This window comes from Candidatus Nitrosotenuis uzonensis (genome assembly GCF_000723185.1).
GTDB lineage: Archaea > Thermoproteota > Nitrososphaeria > Nitrososphaerales > Nitrosopumilaceae > Nitrosotenuis > Nitrosotenuis uzonensis.
On sequence record NZ_CBTY010000009.1, the window covers coordinates 225796 to 250942 of the forward strand.

General features: G+C 40.8%; 38 protein-coding genes and 2 tRNA genes. 22 read left to right on the forward strand and 18 right to left on the reverse strand.

The annotated features are described in order from the left end of the window. Positions 1-51: 51 nt before the first annotated feature. Positions 52-198 carry a DUF5679 domain-containing protein gene (locus tag NITUZ_RS10295; protein ID WP_239654915.1) on the reverse strand — a complete coding sequence of 49 codons (147 nt, stop codon included), beginning with the start codon at positions 196-198 and terminating at the stop codon, positions 52-54. Positions 199-405: 207 nt separating this feature from the next. Between NITUZ_RS10295 and NITUZ_RS06480 the strand changes: the two genes are divergently transcribed. From NITUZ_RS06480 to NITUZ_RS06495, 4 genes are all read left to right on the forward strand, one after another. After that, positions 406-900 carry a hypothetical protein gene (locus NITUZ_RS06480; RefSeq protein ID WP_048196499.1) on the forward strand — a complete coding sequence of 165 codons (495 nt, stop codon included), beginning with the start codon at positions 406-408 and terminating at the stop codon, positions 898-900. Positions 901-983: 83 nt separating this feature from the next. Next, on the forward strand, positions 984-2138 hold the full coding sequence (locus NITUZ_RS06485) for a DUF373 family protein (protein ID WP_048196500.1): 1155 nt from the start codon (positions 984-986) through the stop codon (positions 2136-2138). A gap of 89 nt (positions 2139-2227) precedes the next feature. Next, positions 2228-2917 (forward strand): polyprenyl diphosphate synthase, encoded by a 690-nt coding sequence (gene uppS, locus NITUZ_RS06490; protein ID WP_420887314.1) that lies wholly within the window; start codon positions 2228-2230, stop codon positions 2915-2917. A gap of 6 nt (positions 2918-2923) precedes the next feature. Next, entirely contained in the window at positions 2924-3346 is a 423-nt protein-coding gene (locus NITUZ_RS06495) for a bis(5'-nucleosyl)-tetraphosphatase (protein WP_048196502.1), read from the forward strand. Here the strand turns inward: NITUZ_RS06495 and NITUZ_RS06500 are convergent. From NITUZ_RS06500 to NITUZ_RS06510, 3 genes are read right to left on the reverse strand one after another with little or no spacing between them, the layout of a single operon-like run. Continuing rightward, positions 3323-4054 (reverse strand): orotidine 5'-phosphate decarboxylase, encoded by a 732-nt coding sequence (locus tag NITUZ_RS06500; RefSeq protein WP_048196503.1) that lies wholly within the window; start codon positions 4052-4054, stop codon positions 3323-3325. The two genes, NITUZ_RS06495 and NITUZ_RS06500, sit on opposite strands and share 24 nt — an antisense overlap. Next, positions 4047-4709, reverse strand: coding sequence for a hypothetical protein (locus NITUZ_RS06505; RefSeq protein WP_048196504.1), 663 nt, complete (start codon positions 4707-4709; stop codon positions 4047-4049). Before NITUZ_RS06505 ends, NITUZ_RS06500 begins: the two co-directional genes overlap by 8 nt. A gap of 54 nt (positions 4710-4763) precedes the next feature. Then, positions 4764-5765 carry an adenylosuccinate synthetase gene (locus NITUZ_RS06510; protein ID WP_048196505.1) on the reverse strand — a complete coding sequence of 334 codons (1002 nt, stop codon included), beginning with the start codon at positions 5763-5765 and terminating at the stop codon, positions 4764-4766. A gap of 86 nt (positions 5766-5851) precedes the next feature. Here NITUZ_RS06510 and NITUZ_RS06515 point away from each other — a divergent pair, with 86 nt between their 5' ends. Continuing rightward, a complete protein-coding gene (locus NITUZ_RS06515; protein WP_048196506.1) occupies positions 5852-6313 on the forward strand; it encodes a hypothetical protein in 462 nt (153 codons plus the stop codon). Here NITUZ_RS06515 and NITUZ_RS06520 read toward each other — a convergent pair. Continuing rightward, the gene (locus NITUZ_RS06520; RefSeq protein ID WP_048196507.1) at positions 6310-6588 is read right to left on the reverse strand and encodes a Fe(2+)-trafficking protein; all 279 of its coding nucleotides are present in this window, start codon (positions 6586-6588) and stop codon (positions 6310-6312) included. The two genes, NITUZ_RS06515 and NITUZ_RS06520, sit on opposite strands and share 4 nt — an antisense overlap. 102 nt (positions 6589-6690) lie before the next feature. On the opposite strand from NITUZ_RS06520, the gene NITUZ_RS06525 reads away from it, so the two are divergent. The 4 genes from NITUZ_RS06525 (at position 6691) to NITUZ_RS06540 (ending at position 8634) form a co-directional block, all read left to right on the forward strand. Beyond that, positions 6691-6900, forward strand: coding sequence for a hypothetical protein (locus NITUZ_RS06525; protein WP_048196508.1), 210 nt, complete (start codon positions 6691-6693; stop codon positions 6898-6900). 30 nt (positions 6901-6930) lie between these two features. Then, positions 6931-7566, forward strand: a complete 636-nt coding sequence (locus tag NITUZ_RS06530; RefSeq protein WP_048196509.1) for a hypothetical protein — start codon at positions 6931-6933, stop codon at positions 7564-7566. Positions 7567-7685: 119 nt separating this feature from the next. Beyond that, on the forward strand, positions 7686-7952 hold the full coding sequence (locus tag NITUZ_RS06535) for a winged helix-turn-helix domain-containing protein (RefSeq protein ID WP_048196510.1): 267 nt from the start codon (positions 7686-7688) through the stop codon (positions 7950-7952). 160 nt (positions 7953-8112) lie between these two features. Continuing rightward, positions 8113-8634: a THUMP domain-containing protein gene (locus NITUZ_RS06540; RefSeq protein ID WP_048196511.1), complete on the forward strand. Its 522-nt coding sequence runs from the start codon at positions 8113-8115 to the stop codon at positions 8632-8634. Here the strand turns inward: NITUZ_RS06540 and cgi121 are convergent. From cgi121 to NITUZ_RS06550, 3 genes are read right to left on the reverse strand one after another with little or no spacing between them, the layout of a single operon-like run. After that, positions 8623-9132, reverse strand: a complete 510-nt coding sequence (gene cgi121 / locus NITUZ_RS09705) for a KEOPS complex subunit Cgi121 (protein ID WP_155991440.1) — start codon at positions 9130-9132, stop codon at positions 8623-8625. The two genes, NITUZ_RS06540 and cgi121, sit on opposite strands and share 12 nt — an antisense overlap. After that, positions 9133-9393: a MoaD/ThiS family protein gene (locus NITUZ_RS09710; protein ID WP_081844894.1), complete on the reverse strand. Its 261-nt coding sequence runs from the start codon at positions 9391-9393 to the stop codon at positions 9133-9135. Between the two features lie 12 nt (positions 9394-9405). After that, positions 9406-9768, reverse strand: coding sequence for a hypothetical protein (locus tag NITUZ_RS06550; RefSeq protein ID WP_048196976.1), 363 nt, complete (start codon positions 9766-9768; stop codon positions 9406-9408). A 124-nt stretch (positions 9769-9892) separates the two neighbouring features. Between NITUZ_RS06550 and NITUZ_RS06555 the strand changes: the two genes are divergently transcribed. Then, positions 9893-10303, forward strand: a complete 411-nt coding sequence (locus NITUZ_RS06555) for a hypothetical protein (RefSeq protein ID WP_048196512.1) — start codon at positions 9893-9895, stop codon at positions 10301-10303. A 36-nt stretch (positions 10304-10339) separates the two neighbouring features. Here NITUZ_RS06555 and NITUZ_RS06560 read toward each other — a convergent pair whose 3' ends face one another. Continuing rightward, the gene (locus tag NITUZ_RS06560; protein ID WP_048196513.1) at positions 10340-10762 is read right to left on the reverse strand and encodes a hypothetical protein; all 423 of its coding nucleotides are present in this window, start codon (positions 10760-10762) and stop codon (positions 10340-10342) included. A gap of 255 nt (positions 10763-11017) precedes the next feature. Here NITUZ_RS06560 and NITUZ_RS06565 point away from each other — a divergent pair, with 255 nt between their 5' ends. Next, positions 11018-11218 (forward strand): hypothetical protein, encoded by a 201-nt coding sequence (locus NITUZ_RS06565; protein WP_048196514.1) that lies wholly within the window; start codon positions 11018-11020, stop codon positions 11216-11218. Between the two features lie 116 nt (positions 11219-11334). Beyond that, entirely contained in the window at positions 11335-12327 is a 993-nt protein-coding gene (locus tag NITUZ_RS06570; protein ID WP_048196515.1) for a TIGR00341 family protein, read from the forward strand. 23 nt (positions 12328-12350) lie between these two features. On the opposite strand, the gene NITUZ_RS06575 is transcribed toward NITUZ_RS06570, so the two are convergent. Then, entirely contained in the window at positions 12351-13109 is a 759-nt protein-coding gene (locus NITUZ_RS06575; protein ID WP_048196516.1) for a TatD family hydrolase, read from the reverse strand. Between the two features lie 104 nt (positions 13110-13213). Here NITUZ_RS06575 and NITUZ_RS06580 point away from each other — a divergent pair, with 104 nt between their 5' ends. Further along, positions 13214-13435 (forward strand): histone family protein, encoded by a 222-nt coding sequence (locus NITUZ_RS06580; protein WP_048196517.1) that lies wholly within the window; start codon positions 13214-13216, stop codon positions 13433-13435. Positions 13436-13473: 38 nt separating this feature from the next. Further along, positions 13474-13545: transfer RNA gene (locus tag NITUZ_RS06585), tRNA-Cys, on the forward strand. A 2-nt stretch (positions 13546-13547) separates the two neighbouring features. On the opposite strand, the gene NITUZ_RS06590 is transcribed toward NITUZ_RS06585, so the two are convergent. After that, the gene (locus NITUZ_RS06590) at positions 13548-13964 is read right to left on the reverse strand and encodes a cupredoxin domain-containing protein (RefSeq protein WP_048196518.1); all 417 of its coding nucleotides are present in this window, start codon (positions 13962-13964) and stop codon (positions 13548-13550) included. A gap of 112 nt (positions 13965-14076) precedes the next feature. Here NITUZ_RS06590 and NITUZ_RS06595 point away from each other — a divergent pair, with 112 nt between their 5' ends. Both NITUZ_RS06595 and NITUZ_RS10010 read left to right on the forward strand, forming a co-directional pair. Beyond that, positions 14077-15831, forward strand: coding sequence for an AIPR family protein (locus NITUZ_RS06595; protein WP_048196519.1), 1755 nt, complete (start codon positions 14077-14079; stop codon positions 15829-15831). A 171-nt stretch (positions 15832-16002) separates the two neighbouring features. After that, entirely contained in the window at positions 16003-16167 is a 165-nt protein-coding gene (locus NITUZ_RS10010; protein ID WP_155991446.1) for a hypothetical protein, read from the forward strand. Here the strand turns inward: NITUZ_RS10010 and NITUZ_RS06600 are convergent. Next, positions 16161-16727: a hypothetical protein gene (locus NITUZ_RS06600; RefSeq protein ID WP_048196520.1), complete on the reverse strand. Its 567-nt coding sequence runs from the start codon at positions 16725-16727 to the stop codon at positions 16161-16163. The genes NITUZ_RS10010 and NITUZ_RS06600 overlap by 7 nt on opposite strands. Before the next feature lie 156 nt (positions 16728-16883). Here NITUZ_RS06600 and NITUZ_RS06605 point away from each other — a divergent pair, with 156 nt between their 5' ends. After that, complete coding sequence (locus tag NITUZ_RS06605) at positions 16884-17144, forward strand: winged helix-turn-helix domain-containing protein (protein WP_048196978.1); 261 nt, start codon at positions 16884-16886, stop codon at positions 17142-17144. A 1-nt stretch (position 17145) separates the two neighbouring features. Here NITUZ_RS06605 and NITUZ_RS06610 read toward each other — a convergent pair whose 3' ends face one another. Continuing rightward, a complete protein-coding gene (locus NITUZ_RS06610; RefSeq protein ID WP_048196521.1) occupies positions 17146-17325 on the reverse strand; it encodes a hypothetical protein in 180 nt (59 codons plus the stop codon). A gap of 50 nt (positions 17326-17375) precedes the next feature. On the opposite strand from NITUZ_RS06610, the gene NITUZ_RS10185 reads away from it, so the two are divergent. Further along, positions 17376-17552, forward strand: coding sequence for a hypothetical protein (locus NITUZ_RS10185; protein ID WP_177309473.1), 177 nt, complete (start codon positions 17376-17378; stop codon positions 17550-17552). Between the two features lie 181 nt (positions 17553-17733). Here NITUZ_RS10185 and NITUZ_RS06615 read toward each other — a convergent pair. Next, positions 17734-17807: transfer RNA gene (locus NITUZ_RS06615), tRNA-Thr, on the reverse strand. Positions 17808-17859: 52 nt separating this feature from the next. Between NITUZ_RS06615 and NITUZ_RS06620 the strand changes: the two genes are divergently transcribed. The 3 genes from NITUZ_RS06620 to NITUZ_RS06630 all read left to right on the forward strand — a co-directional run bounded on the left by NITUZ_RS06620 (position 17860) and on the right by NITUZ_RS06630 (position 20580). Beyond that, positions 17860-19152: a phosphohexomutase domain-containing protein gene (locus tag NITUZ_RS06620; protein ID WP_048196522.1), complete on the forward strand. Its 1293-nt coding sequence runs from the start codon at positions 17860-17862 to the stop codon at positions 19150-19152. Further along, entirely contained in the window at positions 19136-20083 is a 948-nt protein-coding gene (gene thiL / locus NITUZ_RS06625) for a thiamine-phosphate kinase (RefSeq protein ID WP_048196523.1), read from the forward strand. Before NITUZ_RS06620 ends, thiL begins: the two co-directional genes overlap by 17 nt. Positions 20084-20181: 98 nt before the next feature. Next, positions 20182-20580, forward strand: a complete 399-nt coding sequence (locus tag NITUZ_RS06630; protein WP_048196524.1) for a 30S ribosomal protein S11 — start codon at positions 20182-20184, stop codon at positions 20578-20580. On the opposite strand, the gene NITUZ_RS06635 is transcribed toward NITUZ_RS06630, so the two are convergent. Genes NITUZ_RS06635 through NITUZ_RS06645 form a run of 3 tightly spaced genes read right to left on the reverse strand, consistent with a single transcriptional unit; the run spans position 20577 to position 22739 of the window. Continuing rightward, positions 20577-20897: a hypothetical protein gene (locus NITUZ_RS06635; RefSeq protein ID WP_048196525.1), complete on the reverse strand. Its 321-nt coding sequence runs from the start codon at positions 20895-20897 to the stop codon at positions 20577-20579. The two genes, NITUZ_RS06630 and NITUZ_RS06635, sit on opposite strands and share 4 nt — an antisense overlap. After that, positions 20878-21294 (reverse strand): DNA-binding protein, encoded by a 417-nt coding sequence (locus tag NITUZ_RS06640; protein ID WP_048196526.1) that lies wholly within the window; start codon positions 21292-21294, stop codon positions 20878-20880. The genes NITUZ_RS06635 and NITUZ_RS06640 overlap by 20 nt, the downstream gene beginning before the upstream one ends. Beyond that, positions 21291-22739, reverse strand: a complete 1449-nt coding sequence (locus NITUZ_RS06645) for an RtcB family protein (protein ID WP_048196527.1) — start codon at positions 22737-22739, stop codon at positions 21291-21293. Before NITUZ_RS06645 ends, NITUZ_RS06640 begins: the two co-directional genes overlap by 4 nt. 100 nt (positions 22740-22839) lie before the next feature. Here NITUZ_RS06645 and purB point away from each other — a divergent pair, with 100 nt between their 5' ends. After that, the gene (gene purB, locus NITUZ_RS06650; RefSeq protein ID WP_048196528.1) at positions 22840-24201 is read left to right on the forward strand and encodes an adenylosuccinate lyase; all 1362 of its coding nucleotides are present in this window, start codon (positions 22840-22842) and stop codon (positions 24199-24201) included. On the opposite strand, the gene NITUZ_RS06655 is transcribed toward purB, so the two are convergent. Then, complete coding sequence (locus NITUZ_RS06655; protein ID WP_048196529.1) at positions 24194-24940, reverse strand: asparagine synthase C-terminal domain-containing protein; 747 nt, start codon at positions 24938-24940, stop codon at positions 24194-24196. The genes purB and NITUZ_RS06655 overlap by 8 nt on opposite strands. Between the last annotated feature and the right edge of the window lie 207 nt (positions 24941-25147).

The following is a 25147-nucleotide window of genomic DNA, read 5'->3' on the forward strand; positions in this document are numbered from 1 at the left end:
TAGACTAGTCTGCCTATATTATCTTAAGTTAAAGAAAAGGAGTGGTTAGCTTTAGTCCATCTTGCCTATCTTGAAGACATTTGTGCCACATTTTGGACAAGTGCCCTTTACGGCAGGTCGACCATTTTTTAGCTTCACTTCTTTGGGATTTTTGATGTCCCTTTTTGCTCTACATTTTACACAGTAAGCTTGAGCCATTGTGACTGGACTACGAAGTGCGTATATTTAGCAAGAGGCTGTAAAAATTATTTAACTATAGTATGGATGAGTACCTTGTAAAATTGCCTACATTATGATCTAATATATAATAGATGACGAATTCTGATCCAAATTATCGATCAGTTTTGACGATCATTGTATCATTTCAGTTATATTATAAACACCAAATTTTCTACAAAAACAAAGTTGAAATCAAAGAAAGGAATCATCATCACTGGAATAGTACTAGCCGCAATTACAGCTGCCAGTTTTGCAGTATGGATGATACCTCAAGACATCCCAACCAGATTTGTCATCTCAAACCCAGAACAAGACATAGACGCCTTAATCGAACAGCAAAAAATAGTATCAGAGTCAACCTCCGAAGAGTTCAACAAGATGCTCAATGGGCAAATAACCCCAGACAACTATGTCAATATTGCAGAGATTTCACGCTCCCAAGTAAATTCATTCATAATAAAGATCTTAGAAAGCGAGATACCAACAGAATGGAACGAATCATATGCTGCTTTCTTAGAGCATCTGCGCTCATACAATTCATATCTTGCTGAGACAGTAGTGGTTGCCAAGAAGCTCAAAGACAACCCTCAGTCAGACATAACTGAAGACATCGGCAAACTTGAACAATACATAGCCCGGGCTAATGAGTATTTATCGCAATCTAACTTGGCCAGACCCTAGTTTGATTTACGCCTGAATTCCTATCTGTAATATTTTTAATAGTTGGAAAGTGTTAATAGGCAATTTTGTAATAGAGAACAGCAATGTCTCTTAACAACTCCAAGCTGGAAAAGGACGTACAAGCGCCAATAACTAGCAGACTGCTTGTAATTTGTGTTGACAGAGACAATGATGTAGGCGATAAGGCCGGCGTTGTCACCCCTGTTGTGGGAAGGAACGCATGCATAGAGGCTGCCCAAAAGCTAGCCCTTGAGGATCCGGAAGATGCTGATGCAAACTCGATCTTCTTTGCAGTAAAAACGTATGAAGATTTGGCAAGAAAAGGGTACCAAGCAGAAGTCATCGTAGTAGCTGGAGTTGAAGATAGAGGAGTGCAGGCAGATGAAAAAATCGTTCGTGAAGTAAAATCTGTACTTGCAAGTTTTTCTGCAAACGGTGCAGTGATAGTGTCAGATGGTGAAGACGACGAGTCAGTTATCCCCATAATTCAGAATGTAATACCGATTGTATCTGTGCAAAGAGTTGTGATGAAGGTGAGCCGAAGTGTGGAATACTCTTACGCTGTTTTTGGCAAATACCTCAAGATGATTGCTTATGATTCAAAATACTCAAAATTCTTTTTGGGTGTGCCTGGAATTTTGCTTGTGATTGGCGGAATTGGAACAATATTTGGATACACACAAGAGATCTTTGCAGTGCTAGTTAGTATTTTGGGCGGCGCATTTTTGATTCGCGCATTCGATGTAGATAGAGCTCTGACTAACCTCTCAAAACCCACACCTGCAAGTTTGATAAGAACATTCACTTTCATAACAGGAATCATCATAGGACTTGCAGGAATTTTATCTGGCTTTTCTGCAATTCACACAAACATACTCGATCCGCAGATATTGGACTCTGGCATACCAAATCTGTTTGCAGACAGAGTTGTATTAGGAGAGTTCATTGCTGGCGCACTGCCATTTTTGTGGATGGGCACAGGCTCAGTGTTTGGAGGAATTCTACTCAGCCACTGGCTAAAAGGCAGCCTAAGACAGATTACCGACATATTACGACTCATAGTACTAGTCTCGCTATATCCAACAGTCTACCAGTTCACAAACCTGCTGATATACGATGAGAGTTCATTCACTCTGATTCCGCCATTTTTGGCAGGGCTTTTAATAACACTGATATCTGCCACCTTCTTATTCCGCAAGTATAGGAAGAAGAAGGGGGGAGAAGTGTTAACAGAATAAAACAGACGGCTAGTTTCCTCTCTTGGTTTTACAGGATTTACACAAAGAGGCTAGAATCTGAAATCAGAAAGGGAGAGATACCAAACCATTTGGCAGTCATTCTTGATGGCAACCGTAGATGGGCAAAAAAAGCCCTTGCCGCAAGCGAGGTAGGACATCACATAGGAGCCGATGCTGTTGAAAATCTTCTTGATTGGTGTGAAGAGCTCGATATCAAAATAATTACGCTGTACGTGTTGTCCACTGAAAACTTGGCAAGGGCAGATAAAGAACTAGACTATCTTTTTGATCTTATCCATCAACGACTAGAGAAACTTTACAACGACCCAAGAATCCACAAAAACAAAATGCGCGTCAAGGCCATAGGAAGAACGGAGCTTTTACCAGATTTTATCAACGATGTTCTAAACAGACTGGATGAGACTACCAAGAATTACGACCGACATTATCTGAACATAGCAATTGCGTATGGAGGGCAGATGGAGCTTGTAGACGCAGTAAAAAAAATTGCGGCAAAAGTCAGAGATGGCACGTTGGAAATTAACGACATAAATAAAGAGACTGTGGAATCAAATCTTTACACCGCACATCTGCCACAGTCATCTCCTGATCTTATTTTAAGAACTTCTGGGGAGCAGAGAATGAGTGGGTTTTTGTTGTGGCAGGGAGCTTACAGCGAGCTTATTTTCATGGACATTTTGTGGCCAGAATTTAGAAAAATCGACCTGCTAAGGGCCATACGAACGTTCCAAAAGAGAAATAGAAGGATAGGAAAATGAGCATTTATGGTAGATGAGCGATCTTCTGGAATACTCTTGTTTCGCCACGAAGGTGAAAAAGTCAAGTTTTTGCTTTTACACTATCCGTCAGGGCATTGGGATTTCATAAAAGGAAGAATCGAAAAGAATGAGCAGTTAAAGGAGGCTGCCCTTAGGGAGGCACGTGAGGAAACAGGCATAACAGACATAGAGTTCGTAGACGGATATGAGGAAAAAATTCAGTACAGTTATCAGTACGACGGCAAGACCATACAAAAGGAGGTTGTCTTCTTTTTAGCAAAGACAAAGACATCAGATGTCATACTATCTGATGAGCATCTTGATTTTGTATGGCTCGAATTTGATGAAGCTTACAAAAAGATCACATATCAGAATGCAAGAACTCTGTTGGCAAAGGCAAGAAGTTTAGTTTTTGGTCAGATCAAATAGTGATTTGGCAGCTTGCTTTGGGTCTTTTGCTGCAAGTATAGTTCTACCGACTATCAGGTAGGATGATCCGGCGGCGATTGTTTTTTGTATGTCACCACCCTGTGTTCCTATTCCCGGCGAGTAAATCTCAAGTTTGTTTTTGGTTTTTTTCTTACAAAACATCACAATTTCAGGGAATGTTGCTCCAACTATGATTCCATCTGTCTGCATCTTTATTGCCCACTTGAGAAATAAATGATAAAGTGGAGTTTTTTGCGAGTCTACTGGAAGCTCGTACGTAACTTTGGCCTCAGGTGAACTCATATGGCATAACGAGATTATGCCTTTCCTGTTTTTGTGCGCAAGGCGGACCAGATTTTGCAGGTTTGCAGGCCCCATCATAGGATTGACGATAACGGCATCAAAGCCCATGTCCCAGAGTGTCCGAACAGTAACGTTGTTGGTGTTTCCTATATCGTTTAGTTTGATGTCTGCAATGCATACAAGACCAGAATCATGTGCAGTTTTTGTTATTTTTTTTATCTGTTTGTAGCCAAGAGGAAGCAACACGTGAAAGTTCATCTTGATGGCGCAGATGTATCTGCTCAGATTTCTTATATTTTGCAGAGTTTTTGACTCAAAGTTAGTTGCTTTATCATAATCGTTTGCAAGGATCAGCGGGCTCTTTTCTGATGCGAGGCTCCGAATTGCTTGCCTGTAGCTAGTCATAGCTGATTAGCGGATGCGTTTCTTTGAGCTTTATTATCTTGATGTAGGAATAGCCATGTTCGTTGAGGTTGTCTGTGAATACCGGCACGTTTCCGTTATTCATGGCATACTTGAGGAACGGCTGCGACGGCTCAGAATCAAGTGTTACGTGACAAAAATAAGACGGCCCGTCTTCATTGAAGTTCATAAAGACGCCCACAAACCATTTGTCCTTATATGGGAATGCAAAAAGCGGGAACGGTGCTTCGTCATAGCCATAGCTCATCTTCGCTAGGCTTGCCAGATCCTCCAGTTCGATAAGTTCGTATCTTTCTTTGTGCTCATCTTGCAGTTGTTGCCTGAGCGAGGGTGGAAGTGACTTGATCTTTACTATTGGTGAATATAATCGCGTAGGCTCAGATATTGCGTCAACAACTGTGCAGTCTTCCTTGCCACTCTTAAATCCGTACGCAAGATAGTGCCCCATCTTTTCGGCAGGCACGTAGTATATTATCGGGCTTGTCTTTAGCAGGTCCATTTGAATTGAAAGTATTTTCTTACCGTCGTGCTCATGTAGGAACGATATGCGCGGGGTACGCTCAAGTGCACAAACTAGGCGTGAAAATTCCAGTGTCGAGGCAACTTGAATATATTTTGGCGAAAGTGGTTTTTCCACAACCTCTGTAAAATAATTGACAAATTAAAGCTTATCAAAAATTTTTTGAAAAAACTAACTTCGCAAATCTATAATGTCGGTCACGCCCGGCCCGGTGCCAATCAACGTCACAGGCACGTCAGTCTCGTCCTCGATTTTTGTAACAAATGCCTTTGCCTTATCGCTGAGTGTATCAAATGATTGTGCGTGTGCGCATTCAGGAAAGAGCACGTCCAGTTTGGTCAGCCCTATTTGTGTTGCGCTGTTGAGCATGACTGCACGCTTGGCCATGTTGAAATTGAATTCGGCTGCACGTCTTTGCCTGCCTGTAACCGTGCCTATCTCCGCCCAGCCCCTAGCTGCTGTCTCCTCCTTTGAGAGCTCTCCCTCAAGCAGCCCTTCGCCCACGCGTGTTACATATGATTTGAATACCACCATCACATCATCTACATTTTTGGGGCCAAGGCCAATATCTGCGCATATTCCTGAGGCAGTCACATCCTTTGAAGTGACATACGGATACGAGCCATGAAATAGAGATAGAAATGTGCCTTGTGTGCCTTCAACTAGTACGTTTTCGTCATGCTCAAGGGCCAGGTTGATTTCTGCAGGCACGTCGGCAAGGTACTGTTTTAGAGACGGGATGTCACGTGCCATCTTTAGCGTACGCATTGCTCTGTCTGCGTTTGCAGGTCCTGTGCCAGAGCCGGTGCTTCCAATCTTTTCCTTCAATCTGCCAGCCGAATCAGCATCGGTGTGAATTTTTTCTATTATACCTGTGTTATAGTCTACAAAAGTTCTGCTCGCTACATCAAATTCCGATATCTCCTTGTGCAGAACATCAGGGTTTACTACCACTCCAGGGCCAATCATCAGTTTTGCTTTCTTGTTAAGAAAGCCACTTGGCAGCATCCTTACTTTGTATTTTTTATTGCCATCTTCTATAGTGTGTCCTGCATTTGGTCCTGCGCCACCTCGTACGACAATTGTAGGTTTGTCTTTCTGTGCAAGATACGAGATTATCTTGCCCTTTCCCTCATCCCCGAAGAATCCTCCAACAATGACAAGTGATGGCATGTTGTTTCCAAGTTCTAACTTAATTTAAGCCAAGACGGACTTGATCGCAGAGATGAATTTTTAATCTTGGCGATCTGAAAGCCTGTGTGGCAGCTCAGAACCATGCCGGGAACATAATTGTAAATCTAGCAAGTCTCCCAGACTTCCTTCGAAAACCCATTTTAAAGAAGAGAATGGACGAGTTCTTTACCATGTCAGTTCCAGACAGACATGAGGTCATCAATAACGCTCTTGCTGCTGGCCCCACCATCCCGTTTCCAAATTTTGCCAAATTATTCAAAACATGGCTTGAGATACTTGCTTCAATAGAGGAGGATAAAAGAGAAGTTATGTTCTCAACATACATTGGAGAGATATTGAAAAACCCTCAAAAGTTGATTCTGTTCAATCTCGACGGCATACTGGGAATATTCTTAGAACTTGAACAACCCAAGAAGGAGGCCATATCAAACACAATAAGACAGATATTTTCCAAGCTTACGGATCAGGAAAGAAGCAGTCTTGAGTGGATTATACCGCAGAATGCAAAGGCGCATCTTGGAATCTAGACTTGAGGTTTGTCGGGCTTGCGATTATTCTCATTTGTAAAGTCAATAATATCCCCCTGAGGCGTGAGTACTCCGACAAAGATTTTCTCGTTCTTTTTTAACAGTTTTCTGTGCTCTGGAAGCGACATGTCCAGCCTCAGCTCGTTCATCACCATTATTCTGTACGTCTTCCATTCTTCCCAGCATTTGTTGCAGCATGGATAGGTAGAAGCCACAGGATCAAGCTGCTCAGAATCTGGGATCTCAGACTTGCATTTTGTGCAGTTTCTTGCCATTATCTACCGCACAAAGCAAATTCAATTTAATTCTTGGGCTAATTGTGGCCGTATTAGACACGCTTGGCAATGAATAATAATCAAACGCAACAAGAACTTTGTGTGAAGATAAAATGCCCAAAATGTAAAGGAATTGCAGAGCTTGCATCAGATTTTTCTTTTGTAAAATGTGGACAGTGTGATCTGGACATGACATACGGTGAATATGTCAGATTTGTGGCTCATAATGATGTTACATACTCTGACATTTTAGGCGATTATGCAGGTTCTACTGAGGGTCAAAGTGCAGGCACGCTTGATGAATGGGATTAACTTTAAAATAAATAATTGCAAGTAACAGTGATGGCAGAATTATTTTTAGAAAGTATTCTTAATCTGATCGGTTTTGTCGTAGGCCTTGTTATTGGAATAATTTCCGCAATAGGCTATAGAAACACTGGCAGTCCTACATTATTTAGGCTGACTCTTGCATTTCTATCAATTAGTGCAGGATTTATCATAATGTGGATAGGTCAGATGGTCGGCACTTACACAGCGCCTCAAGAGGTAAGATGGGTGCAGACAGTGGGCATAGGAGTGCAAACCATAGGATACTTTTTCATTGCTTTCTCACACACAATCAAATCATTTTTCCCAAAATCCAACTATCTCAGATCCATTGTAATACTGCCGTTGTTTTTGATTTCGTTCGTATCGATTGAGAACATCATCAGATCATTTTCATTCATTTTGTTAATCTACGGTTCAATCGAAACTATAATGTCGTATTTTGAGAGCAGGCGCAGAACTGCTTTGTTTGTGGCCGCAGGTCTTGGCGCACTTGCGTTTGGTGAGTTCCTCGGTTGGTATTATTTTGTATTTCCACAATCTGTGCTAAATGTGGTTTCAATAACTGTCAAGATTGCAGGTCTCCTGATGCTATTTGTACCTGTAACCAAGGTACCGCTTAAAAAAATCAAATTTGACGAGAACATTTGAGGCTAAATTTACTTCCGTGAGATGATTTTGTCAAAAAAAATTTGCCCTTTAATATATTGGAAGATTACGGCAGACATAACTTGGTAAATTTGCTTAGAACTACAGTGTACCGCACCCATATGAAAATAATAGGAGATATCCTTACCACGGCGCGAGACGACTTGCCAGACGAGCATGGAGCATCCATAACATATCTGATTCGCAAAGCAAACATCTCACATGGTAGAATATCCAAAATTTTGAATACCCTTGTATCACAAGGACTCTTGGAACAGACAAATTCCGACGGAGCCTGCAAGTACAAGATAAGTAATGTAGGTAGGGAGTTTCTCCAAGCATATAATACGTTTAACAGATTTGCAGACAGTTTCGGCCTGACAATCTAGAAATCTTCTTCCTCTATTTCTTCATCTTCAGAGTCTTCAAATTCGTCTTCAAAGTCATTTTCTTCCTCTGAGCTCATGTATGAAACTATTACCAGTCTTTATTTATTTTTTAGAGTACATTCAAACAGTATAATACAACAGAATGTAAATTCAAGGCAACTTGGAATTAATTGTCACCTGTGCTAGGCATTTTGAAGGGGAGACAAGTAAAGAGATTGAGGGTTTTTTAAGGGAGCTTGGAGACAAATCTCCGGAAATAACGATAACAAAATTTTCAGGAATCATCACAGTAAAGACCACACTCTGCCACACCGATATAATTAAACACGTACAAAAAAAATTCGAGGAAGAACCGTGGGCAATAAGATACACCATGAGAATAATACCAATGTTCCAAGTTGTAGAATGCGACATCAGCTCCATCGCAGATTCTGCAATATTTCAGGCACACAAAATGAAACCAGATGAGACATACAGAATTACAATAGAGAAAAGGGATTCAGACATTAAATCGTCTGAGATCATAACAAGCATAGCAGAAAAGCTGCCAAACAGAGTCTCGCTTGAAAATTATGATTGGATTATTCTTATTCAGACGCTTGGCAATATGTGCGGCATTTCGCTGGTAAAAGACGAGGACGTTTTAAGCGTAGAACGCCTAAAGCGAGCCTCATTTGAATAAAACTGCTGCCTTTTCCACCATCAAATCTTCGAGAGGAGAATCGGAAAGTACTGCAGAAAGATGTTTTTTTGATATCCTGAATTGTTTTTTTAGATACGCGTGGTTTTTGCGAAAATCAGATTGTTTTTTTATGTATTTGGAGATAAAGAAGGACAAGTCTTTTGGAATTTCTCTCCCAATTGCAACAAGCATGAAATCGTTTTCTGACTCTATGTCAGATACCATCATTGCTTCAGATATCTGGGTAGTGCACGCAAAACGTAGCAAGATGTCGGTTTGGAGTTTTTTTGATAAAAGCAAGTCTTGTTTTTGCGCAAAGAGAGACAACGATATGATTTTTTTTGCATGTGTGAGGCTCAGAATACATTTTTGCGATATTCCTTCCAAGATCAAGTCAGGAAACCTTTCTCGAATAGAATTCAGAAAGCGATAATTCTGACCCTTTTTATGTATAATGTGAAACAACTGAACAGAAAGACTCTCTGCTTTGAATTTCAATCAGGCACCTCCATGGATTACTGGGATTATGCTCACAGTATCGTTTGTTTGTATCAATGTATTACGACCTTCAAGCGCCGAAGAATCAATTCCGTTTACTGCAACTAGGATATTTTTTGTGTCAAGATCGAGTGTGTTATTTGGCTTTATTGACAACAGATGTTCAAGTAGGTCACCTATGGTTATCGAATTAACATCAAGTATGATGCTTTCTGAATCAAACGATTTTCTTGCGCCGCCCAATAGTTTTATTGTAATCAAATCAGAATGCTATCAATTGGATTCTGGAGCTTGGCTCTCCATGACAATTTCTTCCTGCTCAGAATCTATCTCTGATGTGTTTTCTTCCTCTACCTGCTCGGATGTCTGCTCTACTTGGGCGGTTGTTTCTTCAATTTCTTCTGCCTGTTCTTCTCGTTCAGCTTCGGCACGTGCTTCCCTTTGTTGTTTTTGTGCCTTCGTTGCGGCCTCTAATTTTATGTACTTTGTAATAAATCCGGCCATTTCATTTTTCAAGCCTTTTGAGCGAATAATTGCAATTTGATCCAAAATTTTTTTATTTTCTGTAAAATCTGTGGTAAACTCGTTCTTGTGTTTGTCAAGTACCTGCATTACAAGTCTTCTTATTCTATCCACTCGGTGGATTATTTGTGGGGGTATTTTATAGTTATCACCTAACTTGCACATCTGATGATGTGAGAAAATACATACATGAATTGCTGCAAAATGTTTGAATTTACCAGTAAGCAATACTTTGGTAATGCAGTTTTCCAGTCAGAATCTAAAAGAAATTCTCAATACAACAAATGAAAGAGACCTGTACATTGTAGGCCACATGTACATTGAGAATATGCTCGATAGAATTTTAGAGACAAAATTTAGAATTCCATCAAAAGCGCTTGACAGCACGCTGTTTACCACCAATTTGAAGATGGATATTTTGGAAGAAGCAGGTTTGATCAAAGGCAGAGTGAAAAAGAATGTAGAGTTGTTATTCAGAATCAGAAATAGATACGCGCATAAGTTGGCCCCAAACGAGCAGCGCATATGCAATTACATAAGGGAGCTCGATTTGCTTGGCGTTACAGTCAATACAAGTAAAAAATATGAAAAGTATAGAATATGCGTCATACGCACAGTTTCTGCTCTAAATAGAATATTGACAAGCTGACAATATGTATGAATTATCAGATCGGTACATATTGCATTACTTGTGCGATGTGTCTGAGATCAAGTCCGCCTCTAAGAGGATTCTGTATTCGTGCAATTTTGACAATTCAGTAGTTAGTAACAACATATGGTCTAGTGCTCTTTTTTGCCTTTCTTGAATCTGTTTTATTGACTGTGCCGAAAGCTGTTCTAGGCCAGATATTGAAATTTCCTGTTGTTCGAATTTTTTCATTTCAGCATATAGGCTTCTTAGTAATTTTTTTTCTGCAAGCTGTTTTGCTCTGATTTGTTTTTTCAACGTGTGTTTGAGTTTTGTGTTATTATTGCCAAATCGTTTTTTGTATTCTTTATTTATGAGTACTGGGAATGGGCTCATTTCGATGCCTTCTGCTAACATTTTGAGTTTGTCATCTGGAAGATTAGACAGAATTTCTTTCAGACTTCGTTCCGTTTGTTTCATACAAATCATTATATCAGATATTACTTAACTGTTAACAAATATATCACAAAAACAACGAGTATTAAAATAATTAAATTGAATTATCGAGTATCAGTGATCATTGTATTCAAACATTATTCTTCAGAATATACAAGACAATAAAATTACAAGAGAGTTTTTCAAAATTAGATAAATGCAGAGATATCCAAAATACTTTTGTCAATTATTGCATCCCAGTATATGAAGACTTAAAACGATCATAATACAATGCAAAATATGAAACTCTCAAAAAAAGAAGTGTATGCGCTAACACGAATGCTTGAGAAAATATTGGAAAATAGAGAGCATGAAAAAGTTAGAATTTTGCAGAGGCGCAAGGCACAGCTTCGAGGCAAAACCATAAGTAGAATTACAAAAAAGAGCAGGAAACCAATAGTGCGAAGAAGACCTGCAAAAAGACGAGTATCAATAAGATAATCTTAGTTCTTTCGCATAGCTAGCTTCTATTTTATCACTTATTTGAGAAAACTGAACTATTCGTCTACAAAAAATTACCACTCAAAATAACCTAGTCAGATAGTAATGGGTATGTAATGAGGAAGATAGAGCTCACTTGCCATGAGCAACAGAGTCAGAGCATCGAGTATGTCCTAAAAAAATACAGGGTTCCTTACAATGTTGAGCTTGTTATGTCTGGTGAATCAAAGCTGCTACGGTATACAACCATAGTACCAGAGGGAATATCAAATACTGTGACTGCAGATCTAAATAAGATAATAGACACAAAACAGATGGAAATCTACCTTACCATTCAAAACATAGAAGCAACAGTTTCTGATTACCTGCAGAATGTGCAAACTGAGAAAAAGGAGATGAAAAAGACTAAAAAGCTTACAGAGGAGTTTCATGCTCTCACTGAACCGTCGGTGGAAATCAAACCCGCCGTGTTGATCATGATTACGATCGCATCAGCTGTTGCCCTGGTCGGATTGTACACCAATAATGCCTCCCTTGTAATAGGAGCAATGCTACTATCTCCTCTTCTTGGTCCAATTACAGCATTTGCGTTTAACGCGTCGGTGGGGCGGCCTCAAAAAATGTTCAAATCAGCACTGAATATTTTTGTATTAACCACAATAGTAGGCGCTACCGGGGCCGCTCTAACAGGACTCAGCCTGACATTCATGGAAGTCCCGATTACACCTGAAATTCTCTCCAGAACCGAGATGTCTCCCGTATTTTTGGCAGTAGCCATATTGCTTGGATTGGCAGGCGGTATAGCCATGTCGTCAGATATACCAGGCATACTGGTTGGAGTTGCAATAGCGGCTGCATTAGTACCACCTGCAGTTGTTACTGGAATAGGTGTTGCGCTTTTTGATTATGATATATTCATCAACGCATTAACACTGACCATTGCGAACCTTTTTGGTCTGATATTAGGTACAATGACAATATTTTACATAATGGGAGTTACTCCAAGACGCTACTATGAGCGACAGAAGGCAAGGCAGTACATAACATACACAATCTCCGTGTTTGTAGTTCTCAGTATAATATTGGGAACATTGACGTTTTGGTTATAACAAGAGTACTGATAGTACAAACATCAGCTTGTAAGCCCAAGATAGCGTTCGGAGTTATTTTGAAGCATGAAAACTGTCTCATCGTATGATTGTTCAAGTACTTTAGCCAAAGCAAATACCACGCTAGGTATGAATGTAATTTGTGCCTCCTTCCTTCCAAAACAATGTGAAAACTTTACCGGACCGTCAGTTTCAACTAGAATCCTATCTCTGTTAGAGAGTGATGCGAGTGCCTGCTTATCTTGTGAATACACCATGACAGGACCGTATGAAACATAGCATCCAAGATCCATTGCTTGCTTTAGCTGCTTTTTGCTTCCATCAAACCAATGAAGTAAGAATCCGCTTATGTTGTATGATGGTATTATCTCAAATATATCATCCAAAGTCTTTCTAGAATGAACGGATACTGGCTTACGTAGTGTTTCTGCTTGCTCAAGTAGTTTTTTGAACACGGTGACCTGTCTTTTGAACTGATCATCGTCATTGCAGTATGACCTATCAAGCCCTATCTCGCCTATTCCAGAGATTTGGGAATTTTTGTCAATAAAGGAGACCATAGTGTCCAAGTCATCGGATGCTTTTTCAGGATGAATTCCTACAAATGGTAGTATGTTTTTGCTCTTCTCAGCCAGCTTTAGCGTCATTTGAGATGATTTGTTATCCATTGATACGGCGCAGGCCTTTATGCCAGTAGATTCCATTGAATTCACTATCAAATCGATGTGTTCGGCATAGAGCGGATCTGATAGATGTATGTGAGCATCCAAAATAAAGGCCATAATTTTTTTTGTCTGCAGATGCTTTTATTGTTTGCAGAAATCCATAACTGTGTAGAATTTTTTAACTCACAACACTTTATCCTGCGGCCATACTCAACGAATTGATGAAATCATCCGAGCTTGGATTATCTGCCATGTATAGGATTCTAAAAAAGGCAGGAGCCGAGAGAGTCAGTGATGAATCTGCAGAAGAGCTCAGGCGAATAATAGAAGAAATAGCTACAACCATTGCAAAAAGCGCAGTGGACATGTCAGAACACGCAGGCAGAAAGACTATCCGTGCCGAGGATGTCAAGCTGGCATCAAAGACATTCATCAAATCATAAAAAGAGTTTAATTGTTGGCAAATTGATTTTTTCTTACTGGTGAGGTGGCAGAGCGGCTATGCGTTCGCCTGCAGAGCGAATTTATAGGGGTTCGAATCCCTTCCTCACCTTTCTAATTTACAATGACTGTGCCTTCCATCCACGGATGTAATCTGCAGTAATAATGAAACTCGCCTACGTCATCAAAAGTGTAAGAGAACGTATCTGATGGATTCATGTGTCCACTATCAAATGTTCCATCAAACACATCATAATATCCTCCAGTAACAGTGTGAAATGCCCTGTCATCGTTTATCCAGACAATTGTCTGGCCAGAATTTATTGTCACGTTGGGCGGCAGGTAGCAAGAGTTTGTCTGCTCACATCCCGGTCGTGAAGACAGTACTGCAATCATCACTTTGGTATGATCTTGCGTGACGGGTTCAGGCTCTGGTTCTGGGGCTTTTTCAACACTGTCTCCCACAGTTATTCCAACCAGAATTATTATGCATACTGCCGCAATGCATGTAATTATGATCTTTTTTGACAAGACGCTTGCAATTGAATAGCTGGATTATTTTTGTGTACGTTTTAAGAACCGCTTAGATCAGGTTATTACATAATTACCAGCCCTTCTAAATACAGAGTTTCATACCCATGTTGTGGCAGAAAAAGGCAGTGGGTTACTAGAATACATTCCGGGCTCAAAATCGCTGCTAATACAGAAAAGACAGGAGCAACCTATGGAAGGGTTCTCCGAGAATATCAAAGATAGCATACGAGAGTATGCAGAAAGCGGTAAAAGCGATGTCGAGAAAGGATACAACTTTTTACACTGGGTATTGACCAGAGTTTTTGAAGCAACTGAGGATGACGCTGCGGATGCCATAGTAGATGGGGCAAACGATCTTGGAATAGACGCCTACTTGCCAGTAGATTTTTCGGATAACAAAATAAGACTGTTTCAATCAAAATATGGTACAGCACACTCGCAGGAAGCAATAATCAAGTTCAAGGAGGATGTCAAGCGCCTACTTAACAGGGATGTTACTAAAATGAGACCAGAGCTTGCAAACCTTGTTACAAAAATACAAGAAAAAAACCTCAAAGTAGAATGTTGTTATGTGACAAATCAGTCAGTGGAAGGTGTTTCCGATGACTCCGTCGAGATCATAGACATCAACAAGATAGTACAGTCGCTATGGGATAGAATCAAAAAACCTGCAGCTGGTAAGAAATCGAAGATAAAACTGGAGGATAAAATCCTCTACAAAAATACGGTAGTAGGTATACTCAAACTCAGAGAGTTAACCGATTTTGTGATAAAAAATCGCGATTACGTATTTGAGTCAAACATAAGGCAATGGATGCAGTTTAAGACCAATGTCAATAAAGGCATCAGAGAGACGTTGCAGTTGTCCCCTGACAAATTCTTTTATTATAATAACGGCATCACTATAGTAGTTTCTGATTTTGAGCAGCTTGAAGACAACACACTAATGCTTCATGCGCCACAAATAGTAAACGGAGCGCAGACATCCAATTCTATATTGGATCATGCAAAGAGAACCAACAACCTTGATGGCAGCATTACAGTTACAATAATCAAGGCAGATGACGAACATGATCAGAATAACATCACAAAGTATCGAAACTCACAGAACTCTGTGAGAGGAAAGGATCTTGTCTCCCTAATGGATTTTCATAAATCCATCAAGTCGCAACTTGAGAATTATGGATATTTTTATGAGATCCAGGCAGGTTCGTTTGACGCAAAAACCAAGTCACAGCAGACCGAGTTTACTGGTGATTCTATTTACAACAAATATCTTCCAGACAACCACAAAAAAGTAATAGTTGCAAAGGATGCAATCCAATCACTTGTAGCAGGAATAGAACAGCGGCCTACAGAAGCATACAGCTCTCCTGCGCAATTTCTACCTCGCGGAAGCAAATATGATGATGTGTTCAACGAAAATCTAAGGGATGACTACAGGCTTTTGCTTTATCCTTATCTGGTAAAAGAATTTGCCAAGAAATCAATCGGATATGGAAAACGTGGAGGACATAAGACAAAGCGATATGCCACGCTTTTCTTCGTTGCAGTATACTTTAGGGTAGTTCATAAAAAAATCCTACTTACAAAAGGCGATTTTAAAGAAGATGTCGCAAAGCTAGAACCCATCTTTAAGAGCTACAAGCTTAACGAAAGAATCCTAAGGTTGGTAGACGTGATAGTAACCAAATTCCTTGAAGATACTGCAGTAGATGACGAGATGGAAATTGCAAATACAAAACATAATTTCTTCTCGCACCACGTATGGAATGAGGCTATGCTTCGTGTAGTGGATAAAAAAATTCGCCAAGAAGAGGAAGATATAGAATCAATAAGAAAACTAGTAAACAACATTCTATAACCTGCAGACAATATTGCGATAGAAGTCCAACCAAAGTAAAAATTGCAGGAGGTTTACATTGGCCAGACACTCTATCGCGCTTTTTTCTTGAACACACCATTATTTAACAAATTTCAAGAATGTCGAAAGGCAACGATGGTTTTTATATAGATTTTAAAATTGCGAGATCACTTGATAGATGAAAAATGTGTTTTGTGTAATGGCCCGATGGAGCACAAATACAACCCAATGAAGGAATGGAATGTCAAGGGTTTTTTGTGCGGCAAGTGTTACTCAAAGAAAATCTTTGAGCATTATCCAGGAAAACATGAACGCGTCAATCAAGACGGTCATTGAGAATTTTTGTATTTGTTAACATAGAGGCAGTTCCACGATATCGAGTCGTCCTTGACGTCTTTTTCCTCTAAAAACTTGATGTTAGTTACGGTCTTTTTCTTTTTTAGCATCTTTAACTCAAAAGTAGTAAACTTGGTACATGTGCAGCCGTCTATGGTGCAACTACCGTTGTGATCTTTCTTTGTATGCCCACAGTTGCAGACAGCTCCATCCTTGACGTCTTTTTCCTCCTTTTCAGAATATGACGCAAACCGCAGATACGCCTCACCTAGGTGGCCTTTTTTGAACCTCAGATAGTTCTCAGACATAGGCAGGAGTTTGAAAAAAGACGTGTTGTGATCAGGCCTTACAGATTCTGAAGCCAGTATAAACCAGTACCTATCGCCAGATTCTACGAATCGGATTTTTATATCAGGATCGGGCCACCAATGCACGTTCTCATGCCACAGATCAGATGCCTTCTTTCTGTCGGAGAATAACGGTATGACGTTCATCCTAAGATCAAAATACCTATACGCCACCCCAAGAAAATCATCGAACCAGGAAATAGGGCTGGACAATGAGAAAAAATGCAGACCAGAGTATTAATATGATCGGGATAATGGATCGCATATCGTACACATGTGACGCATCATGCGTGCGATGATCATGAGAAACGTTAATAGCCTTATATGCTAGTAAGCGGATCAACTACCATGACCACATACAGAACTAGCATGCAGATTGTAGCAGATCTACTTGTAGCAACTGACCAGTGTGGACAAGAAGGCATCAAGGTAACAACCCTGCTTACAAGGGCTAATCTTTCCCATTCAAGACTTGCCAAATTCATTGAAAACCTGACAGGCGCAGGCCTTATCAACAAAATAGAGTTTGATGGCAAGAACACCTTTGTCATAACACCAAAAGGAAAGCAATACCTTGAATCATACAAGAGATTCCACGATTTGGCCGAATCATTCGGTCTTGAGATGTAGATTACTTTCTTTTCTTCTCATTTTGTCTTTTCTTTCTGCCACTATAGGTATAATATGCCACCACTACCAGAGCCCCGGCTAAATGTCCGTAAAACATTACCAAATTGGGCGGATTTGTCATTATCGAAAATATCATTCCCATCACCATAACAATGAGAATTACCAATAGATATTTGCCCACGCTAGAATGCACACACCAAATAATATATCTTTTAGAGGGAAAGACATACCATGAGTAAGATCCTCGAGATCATCGGATTCGCATTGATTGGAGGCACAATTTATTCTTGGATTGGCATGGCAGACAACCCACTTAGATGGCCGATATTTTGGGGATGTGCAGGTGGTGCTCTTGCGATAATTCTGTACAGGAGATCCAAAAGACGCAAAAATGATCTTGTCAGCTGATCCTCAAGCAGTAGCTAACAAATCTTGAAACCGACAGATCTATAAAGGAGCATTTTATGGTATTTTTGGGGAGAATGACAGAACAAATAAGCAAGTGGTGGCAAGGCCTTGCAAAAGAATTAGAAGTTGATATTGAAACCCTAGATGAGTAGTTTTTCAGCATTTTAAAAATAATTAGTAGAGCCTCGACCGGGATTTGGACCCGGGACCTAACGCTTACGAGGCGTTCGCTCCACCAGGCTGAGCTATCGAGGCATGAACGCACTTGTTATCAGAGTTTATAAAAAGCATTCAGGACTTGGTACCATTGAAAAAATCCATTTCCGGAATACGAGGGATTTTTGGGGAGGATTTGACATTAATCGACATCCTCAGATTTTGTTCGAACTTTGCTCCCATGATCAAATCCGGGAAATGCGTTGTCGCTAACGACACACGACCGTCAAGCGATGTTCTCAGGGAGACGGCAATAGCTTCGTTGCTGGCAGGAGGAATTGACGTATACAATTTGGGTATGGCCCCAACTCCAGTGGTCTTCAGGGAGGCCCGCAAGTACGGCGCAGGTCTAATAATAACATCTTCACACAATCCGCTCAAGTGGAACGGTCTCAAATTTATCATAAATGGAAGGGGTCCAAATGAGAAAGAGTTCGCTCAAATCTTAAAGGAGAAAAAACCATCCAAGACAAAAATAGGTAAGGAATTTAGTGCTACATCCAATTATGCAGCAGATGCAGCAAGTATTATCGGCAAAGTAAGTCACCGGCCAAAAATTGCAATAGATATAGGCGGAGGCGCCGCTGCCGTCGTGGCCCCAGCCGTTTTAGAAAAGATAGGATGTCACGTACATATTATAAACCAAAACAAGTCTATGCGTGGAGCCGATCCCACATCCGATAAGCTATCGCAATTGGTAGCGGCAAGCAAACGCTCCGATATCGGATTTGCATTCGACCTTGACGGAGACAGACTTGTTGTAGTAAAAGACGGAAAAAAACAATCTCCAGACACCACACTGGCGCTTGGAATTCCTAAAGCGTTGGAGTTGGGATACAAAAAATTTTGCCTTAGCATAGACACTAGTATTGCAGTCGAGAAATACATACAAAATAATGGAGGCACAGTAGTGCGCTCAAAAGTGGGCGAGGCAAACGTCATAGATACAATGTTAAAGAAAAACTGTAAGGCCGGCGGAGAGGGAAGCAGTGGTGGATTCATTTTGCCAGAGTTCAACATGTGTCGCGATGGGATACTAACTTCAGGCCTGATAGCAGCCATGACCGGAAAGAAGATAGTTGATGAGATAATCTCTTTTGTATCAAATTATACTCAATTAAGAACCAAGATTGATGCGCAATCGCATCTACATGATAAAGTGTTAGAAAAATTCGAGAAAAACGTCAGAAGTAAATTCAGTGAGATCATTACAATTGATGGGGTAAAGATAATAGTCGATGAGAATACGTGGTCGCTTGTCAGAAAGTCAAATACTGAAGACATAATCAGGATTTCGGTCGAATCAAATAACATACAGAAAGCAAAACAAATTCAAAAAGAGATAACCTCTCTGGTAAAGCAAAGCTATGACCAGATTAGATGAGAAACAGATCATATCTTTGTTTCAACGTATTGTCAGTAACAGAAAACATACTCATGAAGATGTGGAGACATTTAGAATTGGAAGGAAGTTTGGTGTACTCAAAACCGATACGTTGGTTTTCAGTACTGACGTTCCGCCAGGTATGAAACTTGAGGATGTTGCACGAAAAAGCGTTGTTGCCTGCGTATCTGATTTTGCTGCAAAAGGAGTAAGGCCGCTTTACTGTCTAGTGTCAATTTCCATCCCAAGATCATTTTCAAGATCTCATATACTGCGGCTTGCAAGAGGCTTCAGGGCAGCATCAAAGGAATTTGGCGTAAGGATCCTCGGAGGCGACACCAATGAGGCAAAGGAGCTCGTTATTTCCGTTACAATGTTTGGCGTTGCGGACAAGATAGTTCGGAGGAGTGGTGCAAAGGCAAGCGATTCCATATTAGTCACTGGGAGATTCGGTAGGACGTCAGCAGGGCTAGAAATAATACTCGGTAAAAGAAAATCAGATAAAAAATTTGCCAGCCTTGCAAAAAGATCAGTGTATCATGCAGTACCAAGGCTCGAATTTGGTATCGATGCTGCAAAATACATGACATCTGCAATGGATTCTAGCGATGGTTTGTCAACCACGCTAGTTGAGATGTCAGCTCAGAGCAAGAAAAAATTCCTCATTGTAAAACTACCTGCAGATGCGGCACTTGATAAATTTGCAAGAATGAATAACATGAATCCATTGTCGCTCATTTTCAATGGAGGAGAAGAATATGAGATTGTTATAACTGCAAGGCAAAAAGACGTTATCCGAATAAAACAGATTGCCAAAAAAAATGGTGTCCCTCTAACCGAAATTGGCCACGTACAGAATGGTTCTGGAGTCTTCCTTCAAGGGCATAAAGCTCCAATAAGAGATCTTGGATGGAGGCATTTTTCCAATTGATGACAAATTCCAGATCCTGCACCAAACAGGAAAATCACGCCGACTCTGGGTTTGGCGTGTCCTAATGTTTTTTAAACCCTCCAAGGTTTCAGTATCCAATGTCAGAAGAGACTGTTGAAAAATGGGGCATTGCGCACATCTACAGCAGCTACAATAACACCATAGTGCACATGACGGACCTGACAGGTGCAGAGACAGTAGCAATCAGCTCAGGAGGAGTACATGTTACTGCAGACAGATACGAATCATCACCATTTGCTGCAATGAAGTCCTCAAACGCAGTTGTAGAGGCAGCAAAAGCAAAAGGGTTCACCGGATTCCACATACGCGTCAGAGCAGTAGGTGGAGTCGGCTCACGAGTTCCAGGACCTGGGGCGCAGGCCGCAATAAGAGCTCTTGCAAGAGGCGGTTTCAGAATAGGAAGAATCGATGATGTAACCCCGATTCCGCACGATACCACCAGAAAGAAGGGCGGAAAAAGAGGACGAAGAGTCTAAACCTCGATAAGCTTAACTTTGATTTTACTGCATCCGCTAGCTTGAAACAGATCAGATAGAAAGTTCGTAAACTTTTCATCTGCCTTGCTTCCTTTTGATTTCTTTATCATATCAGCAAGTCTCTGTTCAATCTGTTGGTGCAGATTAGGCTTTATCCAGAGTTTGAAGAATGTCCATCCAAACTTTGATGTCGGCTCGCTAAACTCGAATTCATTTTGCAGTCCACACTTGCCCGCAATTCCAGATAGTGCATTGTTTATCAGACGTTTGTCCTCAAGATAATTTGTCGTACTTATTTCAAATATTGCTTGAATCATCTTCTTTCTCTTTACTACTCAATTTATCTGAGAGGGAGACAAATTTGCCGTCCTGCTCTATGTTGATTTTAGTTTCCATACGCACGTGTATTCCCACTGATCTGAATAATGCCAAAAGTTTTCCACCGTCGATTTCTTCGTTTATTTCTCCAGTATAGATAAGCTCGCCTAGCTTCTCAATTATCATCTTGGTTTCATTCGGATATTGTGACTCGGCATTTTGCAATACTTCCATTCCACGGTAGCCCAACTTTGATATTACTATATCTCTATACGGCGGCCTTTCCTGTTTCTTCTGAGTCGTCTGTTCTTTTTGTAGTTGTGAGAAGACGTTTTTTTTCATTTCTGCCAGACGTCGCGCCTTCAGGGCTTCAAGTTCCTTGTCCTCATCGCTCAACCTTTTATCACACCTATCGGTACGAGTTTTGCCACTTTGGTAGCAATGCCAAGCTCATGTGAGACATTAACTACCGCATCCACGTCCTTGTAGGCCTCCGGCGTTTCTTCCACTACGCCGTCCCTTGTTAGCGATTTTATGAAAATTCCTTTATCACTTAGTGATTTTTTGACTTGTTCCTCAGTATAATCACGTCTTGCCTTTGAGCGAGACATCATTCTGCCTGCACCGTGTGCAGTTGAGCCAAAGCTAAGGTTCATTGAATTTGGCTTTCCAAGCAATATCCAACTGCCAGTACCCATAGAACCTGGAATCAATACCGGCTGCCCAAGATCTCTGTACTTGGAGGGAATCTCTTCCCTATTTGCAGGAAATGCTCGCGTTGCACCCTTTCTGTGAACGACTACTGATTTTTCTTTGCCGTCGATTTTGTGCTTTTCAACTTTGGCAATGTTGTGTGCAACATCATAAACTAGTTTCATGTCCAAATCTGCCTCTGTGCTTTTGAAGACTCGCTCAAATGATTTGCGGGTCCAGTGTGTTATCATTTGCCTGTTGCTCCATGCAAAATTTAATGCTGCAAACATTGCCTTTCTATACGATTCGCCTTCTTCTGATGTGTTCGGTACGCACGCAAGCTCTCTGTCTGGCAGATCAATGTTGTATTTTCGTAGCGCTTGCTCCGATATACGTAGATAATCAGAGCAGATCTGGTGTCCAAATCCTCTAGAACCGCAATGAATCAATACTGTAACATTTCCTTCTTGTATTCCCATTCGCTTTGCCGCTTCCTCGTCATAGACTTTATCAATTTTCTGGACTTCAAGAAAATGGTTACCAGATCCAAGACTTCCCAGTTGTGGTGCTCCTCGCTTTCTTGCAGTGTTTGAGACCTTGTTTGGATCTGCGTTTTTGATTTGTCCGTTTTCTTCGCAAACATCTGCATCATCTTTAGTTCCATAGCCATGATCAATTGCCCAATTTACCCCCCTTACCAGAACTTCATCTAGTTGGGAATAGTTTAGTTTTATTGCGCCCTCTGAGCCGACTCCTGACGGTATTGAGTTAAAAAGGTCAGTTACAATCTCCTTCAGCTTCGGCCTCACTTCTTTTTCTGTAAGATTCAGTCTCAGTAGCCGCACACCGCAGTTAATATCATATCCAACTCCTCCTGGCGATATCATTCCCTCTTCAGCATCCATTGCAGCCACTCCACCAACTGGAAATCCATATCCTTCGTGCCCGTCAGGCAAGACCACTGCATGGCTTTGTATTCCAGGCAGGGTAGATACATTGACTGCCTGCATAATTGTCCTGTCAGTAAGCATTTTCGCAAGAAGATTTTGGTCTGCATATATCGTCACAGGCACCTTCATGCCTTTACTAGGATCAGCTTCTATTCGGTATTCCATATCCCGGATTTTCTTTGGCGTAAGCGATGACATTATCGGTTAAGCCTTGTTAAAGATAATTTAAGGTATTGTTATGTCGACAGGTGCGTTAAGTCACAAGTAGATTTATTTTTGATGCACCATTGGAAAGAATGTGGCAATTTTACCAATAGACGGAGGCAGATATGGCACAAAAGAGATGCTAACAATATTTGATGATCAGAAAAAAATTGATTACCAATTAATGATTGAAGGAGCTGTTGCCATATCTCAGAGCGAGATTGGAATGATACCAAAATCTGCAGGACAGAACATCTTTTCAGTGTCAAGATCAGGCAAGATAACAGCAAAAAGAGTAAAGCGGCTGGAGGCAAAATCAGACCACGATACCGCAGCTTTGGTTGAGGCATTAAGTGAGAAATGTTCCGCGCCAGCCCGTCCGTGGGTACATTATGGGCTCACCAGCAACGATCTGGTCGACACTAGCACTTCAATGCAGATCAAAGACACGCTTTCCATAATACAGCCAAAGATTGCCAAACTTGCCGTCATTCTTGCACAAAAAGCAATGGAATACAAGGATATTCCTGCAGTTGGAAGGACACATGGTCAGCATGCAAGCATAATTGCGTTCGGATTAAAGTTTGCAAATTGGGCCGCAGAGATGGCAAAACACATCGAAAGAATAGAGGAAATGAAAAAGCGCGTTCTTATCTGCAAGACCCTCGGCGTAGTTGGAACCGGCTCCCTTATGGGCGCAAGGGCAGTGGAGGTTCAAAGAAGAGTTGCAAGGAGACTTGGCCTATACCCGGCGGAAGTGACAACCCAGGTGATACCGAGAGAGCGTTATGCAGAATATATTTTTCAGCTTGCCTTGACAGGTAGCACGCTTGAGAAAATCTCAATAGAGATAAGAAACCTGCAGAGAACGGAAATCGGAGAGGTGTCAGAGCACTTTAAGGAAGGCCAGATGGGAAGCAGTGCTGTTCCAGTAAAGAGAAATCCGATAAAAAGTGAGCGCATCTCCTCGCTCTCAAAGATGCTGCGCAGCCAGATGAGCACTGCATTCGAGAATATACCATTGTGGCACGAACGCGACCTGTCAAACTCTGCAAACGAGCGATTCACAATACCAATGTGTTCAATACTGTTAGATGAGATGCTGCAAACGATGATAAGAATAATTGAAAAGCTCAAGGTAAACACAGAGAAAATACAAAGTAATCTCTATGTGACAAGAGGTCAGATATTTGCAGAGTTTGTTCTAGAGGCCCTGATCAGAAAAGGAGTACCGCGTTTTGAAGCATACCGTGACGTCCAGAGAGTAGCCTTTGAAGCTCATGATAACGGAATTGATTATATCGATGCAGTGAAAGCAGACCCTTCGATCTCATCAAAGCTGACAGAAAGTGAGATAGAAAGAATATTTTTGCCGCAATCCCACCTTGGCGCATCTCCTCAGATAATATTAAACGTAAACACCATGGTAAGGAAGGTCTGCAAGAAATTCATCTAGAGCGAATCAGAGTTTTGTGAATTAGTGAGCCGTATTGTAGTGCTTTTTTTCTTGCGTTTGCAGACGATTCTGGTACGCCTGCCAATATTGCCGCTTTTCTAACTATATGTTTTCTTAAAAGATCGTTTTCATCTGTTATTTTATAGGATAGAGGTATTGATTTTGCATATTTGATAAATTCGTCTGAGAGCAGGGGCTGAACTATTATGACTCCAAACTCTCCACTCACATCATTAACTGCCTTCATCATCGCAATCTCATTTTCCAGCTTTGATGCCATAAGATCCATTATCTTTTGAGGCCCTTCCTTTATTGCCTGCCTGTAGCCGTTGTATCCGCAGAACAGCTCATCAATCCCGTTCGCTGTCACTACCGTGTCTATCCCAAGATTTCTGGCAAGTTTGGCCACATAATAGAACGCTATGCAATTTTCGTTCCATGAGAGGTTTTCAGTCTTTATTCTGGCACGTATTTGCTTTGATATTCTGGTAAATTCTCTAGGATTTATCTCAAGGACACGATGCTTGAATTGTAAAAACTTGTTAATTTTTTTTGAGAACACTATGTCGTGCGAGCCAGCAAAGCCCACCGTAAGCAAAGTTATATCATAGCCTGTATCGTGGCATACTTTTGCAACAAGCGTACTGTCAACGCCGCCAGAAAACGCAATGCCTATTTTCTTTTCCTTCACCATATTCAAGATTGCATTTTTGATTTTTTCCAATAACTGGTCTTGCATGAATTTCTGGCATTACACCACTACAAAGAAGTTGCGATGAAAAAAGTCTAGATTAAGATTACGGATATTTGTTAAGCAACATTTTATTCGGTAATACATATACGTCCACGTGGATGTACCGATTTGTCTTCTATCAGTTTGCATGGCGCAGAATGTTTGTAAGACAAAAGATAATAAAATTGTCATCAGATAATCCATGGCGATAAA